This window comes from Brunnivagina elsteri CCALA 953, assembly GCF_002289455.1.
GTDB lineage: Bacteria > Cyanobacteriota > Cyanobacteriia > Cyanobacteriales > Nostocaceae > Brunnivagina > Brunnivagina elsteri.
Window position 1 is genome coordinate 1 of sequence record NZ_NTFS01000801.1, and the last position, 1,017, is coordinate 1,017.

1 protein-coding gene and 1 pseudogene are annotated in these 1,017 nt (G+C 42.5%); both read left to right on the forward strand.

Going from position 1 to position 1,017, the window contains the following annotated elements; all coding sequences use genetic code 11:
• Positions 1-122 precede the first annotated feature (122 nt).
• Positions 123-248, forward strand: coding sequence for a hypothetical protein (locus tag CK510_RS34180; RefSeq protein ID WP_281257114.1), 126 nt, complete (start codon positions 123-125; stop codon positions 246-248).
• Between the two features lie 30 nt (positions 249-278).
• Positions 279-1,017: pseudogene (locus CK510_RS30765) on the forward strand (ATP-dependent DNA helicase); the annotation flags it as partial.

Here is a 1,017-nt window from a genome sequence, read left to right on the forward strand (position 1 = left end):
TCTTTAAGCTCTGCAAAAGCTTCTATAATTGCTGGTTGGCTCATGGAGGTAGATGCACACGCTTGGATTCGCGCTAGATTATACCACATAGCTCCTACTTTTAGAATGAAATAGCCCTGGGAGTGAGTAATGAATGGGTAATGGGGATAATTGCTAATTCTGGAAATTGGGCTTACGTGGTTAATATAACAACTACGAATCAACAACAACCAGCTAGTACTAACCAACCAACACCCAATTCCCAATAAGTAAAAATAGTTTTGGATTGGAATTAAAGCGTGATTGAGGCAGAAGTTCATTTGTCATTACACAACTTCCTGCGATCGCAGACGGGTTTTCCAGCATGGCATCATCATTTGACGATGGCACGGTTGGTTGCACGAGCTTTGCGTGTTGGACGTAGTGCCTTAATTCAGGTTGGGGCTGTTTGTGGCTATCAAGGGCGTTATCGGACTAGTTTTGTGGCATCAGCGCTGATGTGGCGTTCGGGAGTAGTTATTGTTGCCCCAGAAGCAATACAACAACGTTTGTTAAAGATTGAAATTCCCAGTCTCCAGCAATGGTTGCAAGTCAACAAACCGATTAGAACTGGTGACGCTTGGGTAGGTGATGGGTTCCAAGGAATACTGATAACTTCCCCCGAAGCTTGGTTAAAGGCACAGTTTGCTGGGAATAATGCTTTTCCCCCAGATATCCCGACAATTATCGATGGTGTTGACGATTTAGAAGATTGGGTACGCGATCGCTTGACGATTACGTTAGTACCCCAAGACTGGGAAGAATTGATACTCGCATCACCGGAAAATGCCAAAATCATTCGCAATGCACGGATCGATTTAGCCAGCAAGATACTACAACACCCAACCAATCCCTATGAATGTTATTTAATTTCTGATAAAGAAATCGAAATTTTACAACGTCTATATTCAGTTTTAAATATTACTTGTCTTCCTGATATTTGGAAAAAATTTTACTATCTATTCCAGCACATTTCTACCCCTCTCTCCCTCTCCCCCT